The organism is Roseateles sp. P5_E11 (genome assembly GCF_054049355.1).
In genome coordinates this window covers 1-2844 of sequence record NZ_JBFUMO010000671.1, presented here as the reverse complement: position 1 = coordinate 2844, position 2844 = coordinate 1, and the positions used below count along the sequence as shown (strand labels likewise).

The following is a 2844-nucleotide window of genomic DNA, read 5'->3' as shown; positions in this document are numbered from 1 at the left end:
TCGTTACCCGCTCCAATTCACGGGAGATTCGATCAGTCGGATCTCCCGTTTTCTTTGGCACTTTGCGCGCAGCCTCTGACACGCAGGGGTTTGTTTGCCGCGTTTGTGCAAAGACGACCCGTGCAAGTGGCATGGCGCGGCCATAAAAAGGCGGAGGGACAATCACTGCATTGAAGCGCAACGCGCCAGCGACTGCATCACGTAAACTGCCCCTGTGCCTCGATGGTGAAATTGGTAGACACAGCGGACTTGAACAAAATTTGAGCACCCAGGCGGGAAACCTCTGGTGTGAATCCCGTCAAAGTCGGTGAACCCCCTGGGCCAGGCGCCCGAGGCAACGCCGAGCCAAGCCCTGCAAGGGGAAGGTGTAGAGAGTGGACGGCGGGGGCCTACAGCGCTAGCAGCGCCACGGCCAAGGCGCATTCCAGACCCCAAACGCAGCTTGGCTGCGGCAGCGAAAGCTGTAGTGGGTACGAAAATCCGCCGCTAACCCGTGAGGGCGCGTACCGGTTCGACCCCGGTTCGAGGCACCACCAGTCACGCATTGCCGTTGGGCTGGACGGCGCTGCGGCGACCGAAATTTGCAAGCAAACTTCGGAAAGTCCGCTGACTTGGTTCCCAAGACAGCCGGAGGTCCAGCTTCGCTCCAACCCGCCAGACACCGCTGCTGCCAGTCCAGGGCTTCGCCTTCAACTAGCGGGTGAGTCACGGCCTAGGCATCGTGTATGCGGCGTTAGGCCAACGGCTGTTCAAACAGCGTGCCGCCGCCGAGGAAATCGATGTGATCTATCTCGCGAAGTTTGCCAAGGCAGCATTTCTTATATTTGGCACCGCTGCTGCAGTGGCAACGCGCGTTTCTACCCAGGCCGCGCACTCCCACGTCCAATACCTGCCGTTTACTCCAGCGCACGCCGACAAACTGAGAAATCTGGAATTTCCCGTTTGAAATAAAGTCGGCTAAAGCGCGAACGCCATCAAAAGCGGGCGCTTTGTCGTCGTAGCTGATCACGCAGCGCTTATCGACCGGATTTTTTACAAGCGCGATGTGATCAAGGTGTTTGATGTTCTTCGCAATGGCGACCGCTCTCTGGCCCCGATACAGTTGACCTCTACGGTGGCTGCAATCCATGCCATCTATGTCCTTGCCACAGATGCTGCATTCAAAACTTTCTACGACTGCGCCGATACTGCAGAATAGCTTATACGGATAGAGTTCTTCGATGGCGTACAGCTGATGCTCTAGCGTCGTTATTTTAATGGCGGAGAATTGGTATATCAAACGGAGTGCATCGAATGCATTCTGAAGATCGTCCCAGGACTTGGAATAGTGATTGAATGCTATCTTGCGCCAAAAAAGGCCGTACGATTCAAAAAAGTTTAGGTATACATTTAGGATGTATAGATCATTAAGTGCGTCGTCCGTTTTATCTTCGCTGTGAGCGTTGCGCTCATGAATAATCCGTTCTCGGATGGGTGTTAAATCCGGTGAGCGGTCGATCCGAGGCGATGCTTCCACCGCTCGAATGAATTCTCTCAGCGGCCGTTGAAATTCGCCTAGAAGGGTGAGTCCGATTGGCGAATTAAGGGGATTCATCGAAGAAATTGTTTAGGTCAAAGCGCTTAACCGCTTTTCCTAAGGCCTCAGCATCGCCGGTAAAATCAAATTTCTTGGTGATGCCCTCGCGTTTGTTCTGATACATCACCGATACGTGGACTTTCGGATTGTCGTTTCGTAGCGCACCCTTTGCTTTATCGTAGAGATAGCTGGCTAGCATGTTCAGAAATACTTGAACCGCTGTGTCGCCCGCTACGAATACGAGAGGCAGCCAAACATCAGCGCCGTGCAATACCAGCTTAGTTGTACGCTCGGGGTAAATAACGGATAGATCTGGATGATCCTTGCGAAGCCATTTGACGAAGTCGCTTACGTCCGCTTCCATGTGGCCCTCATGATTTGGAACGAGGCTTATTCCCTCAGAGGAACGTGCAGAAAAAGCGCGATATGCGGCGTCGTCCTCTACTGAGGAAACTCGCATGACGGTCTCGTCTTGGAAGTGGTCAGTCATAGGATCCAAGTAGGCTGATTGCCATTGAAGATGCAACGCTGTTGATCATCGCCCCTTGCCGCCCTTGCGTCATCACACGGCGCCGTACAAAGCTGGTAGGGGCAGGTGTATGCATGGATAGCGTGCGAGCGAATGCGCAACTACAGTTCGTGCCGGCGCAAGCCCCTGCTTTTCCTCCCTGAGCAGGCCGCGGACAGCGGTTCAGGCCTCGGGCGTAGCCCGGGGCCGCTTTCTCGTTTTGCTCTCTTGACCTGCCCCCAACCGCCGTGCCAATGAATAGGTCGGAGTCCTGGTTGAAGGTTACTGGATCTCTGTGTTGATGGGTCCGGCGTGCTGGGCAGGAGCGGCCGCGTTGCTGCGGTGCCGCTCAGCAAATTGCGCCGGYGGTATTCGTCCGATGCTGCTGTGCGGACGGACCTCGTTGTAGTCGCGCCGCCAGGCGGYGATCTCAATCCGGGCCTGCTTCAATGTCTCGAACCAATGCTCGTTCAGGCATTCGTCCCGGAACCGGCCATTGAAGCTCTCGATGTAGCCGTTCTGCATGGGGCGACCAGGCTCGATCAGGATGTGTCGGATGGCGTGGCTTTGCGCCCATGCGATGAAGGGCCTGCTGGTGAACTCCGGCCCGTTGTCTGTTCTTACGGCGGCTGGGTAGCCGCGGAACCGCGCAGCCTGATCCAGCAGCCGGACCACGTACTGGCCACTGATGCCGTAGTCCACCGCGATGTCCACGGCCTCGTGGCTGAAGTCGTCGGCAACGGTGAGGCACTTCAGGCGC

3 protein-coding genes are annotated in these 2844 nt (G+C 56.1%); all 3 read right to left on the bottom strand.

Going from position 1 to position 2844, the window contains the following annotated elements; genetic code table 11:
• Positions 1–733: 733 nt before the first annotated feature.
• Positions 734–1594 carry a YecA family protein gene (locus ACXJKR_RS28905; RefSeq protein WP_457325776.1) on the bottom strand — a complete coding sequence of 287 codons (861 nt, stop codon included), beginning with the start codon at positions 1592–1594 and terminating at the stop codon, positions 734–736.
• The gene (locus tag ACXJKR_RS28900; RefSeq protein ID WP_457325775.1) at positions 1581–2066 is read right to left on the bottom strand and encodes a hypothetical protein; all 486 of its coding nucleotides are present in this window, start codon (positions 2064–2066) and stop codon (positions 1581–1583) included. Before ACXJKR_RS28900 ends, ACXJKR_RS28905 begins: the two co-directional genes overlap by 14 nt.
• 300 nt (positions 2067–2366) lie before the next feature.
• Positions 2367–2844: integrase core domain-containing protein (locus tag ACXJKR_RS28895; RefSeq protein WP_457325774.1), on the bottom strand; the 478-nt coding region annotated here is incomplete at its 5' end.

What these genes read in the sequence shown, in the direction of transcription:
- ACXJKR_RS28905 (WP_457325776.1), bottom strand. Translation starts at nt 1,594, where the DNA reads ATGAATCCCCTTAATTCGCCAATCGGACTCACCCTTCTAGGCGAATTT.
- ACXJKR_RS28900 (WP_457325775.1), bottom strand. Translation starts at nt 2,066, where the DNA reads ATGACTGACCACTTCCAAGACGAGACCGTCATGCGAGTTTCCTCAGTA.